Genomic DNA, 875 nt, shown 5'->3' with positions numbered 1-875 from the left:
TTTACTGAAGCCACTCTGCTGCAAGCGATGACGGGAATTGCTCGTTATGTTGCCGATAAAGAGTTGAAAAAAATTCTGCGCGACACAGATGGATTAGGTACGGAAGCGACTCGTGCGGGTATTTTGGATACGCTCTTTAAGCGTCAGTTATTGACAAGGCAAGGTAAATCCATACTCAGTTCGCAAGCTGGACGAGGGTTAATCAACGCATTACCACAAGATGCGACGTATCCTGACATGACCGCTCATTGGGAGCACCAACTTCAGGGGATGGCAGAAAGAAATCAAGCTTATCAACCTTTCATGCAGGCACTTGAACAGCGTATTGATGGGTTGATGAGCCAAGTAAAATCAGGGCCAATACCGGATTCTCTGCGCCACTTACCTAAAGTCGAACGTCCGGCGTTCAAGCGTAAAAAGCGAAGCTACCCAAAGAGTGGGGCATCGAAAGCGGGAGCCTCAAAGCGAAAGAGCTCTTAAACAAAAGCGGCGCATGAGAGCGCCGCTTTTGCTTGTTGTTTGTGGTGGTGTTACTCAAACAGATCTCCGTGATTTTGAATGGCACCTCTTACATCATCTTGCGTAAGAACTCGTTTGCCTGAGACTTGTTTGACTTGCTTACCTAAATCGACCAACGCATCGCGATTCGCTTGTGTTTGACGTTTCCCTGCGCTTCTTAAGCAGTAGTTGAGTTCGTGATCTTCACTAAAATTCACCAGATCTCTATCCGCAGCCATGCTCACTCTCCTTATTTGTTTGATAGCCTTACTAAGTCTGGAAAGGAAACGCAGAAATTCAAGGTTGTCAGAGAAGTAGAAAGCATAAAGCTAACCTACCTCTCATCTTTTTATAAAATACTTACCAAGGAAGCGAAG

Annotated in this window: 2 protein-coding genes; one reads left to right on the top strand and one right to left on the bottom strand. The window is 45.7% G+C overall.

Translation table 11 applies throughout. From position 1 onward, the window contains the following. On the top strand, nucleotides 1-480 hold a 480-nt coding region (locus tag R7093_RS24565; RefSeq protein ID WP_318146930.1), incomplete at its 5' end, for a DNA topoisomerase. A gap of 50 nt (nucleotides 481-530) precedes the next feature. Here R7093_RS24565 and R7093_RS24560 read toward each other — a convergent pair. After that, complete coding sequence (locus R7093_RS24560; protein WP_005461782.1) at nucleotides 531-737, bottom strand: hypothetical protein; 207 nt, start codon at nucleotides 735-737, stop codon at nucleotides 531-533. Between the last annotated feature and the right edge of the window lie 138 nt (nucleotides 738-875).

It is taken from the genome of Vibrio sp. 1580 (assembly GCF_033340055.1).
The sequence above is the reverse complement of the archived record's forward strand: the minus strand, read 5'-3'. Positions and strand labels throughout refer to the sequence as shown.

Coding starts and splice junctions, on each gene's coding strand:
- R7093_RS24560 (WP_005461782.1), bottom strand. CDS start 737: ATGGCTGCGGATAGAGATCTGGTGAATTTTAGTGAAGATCACGAACTC.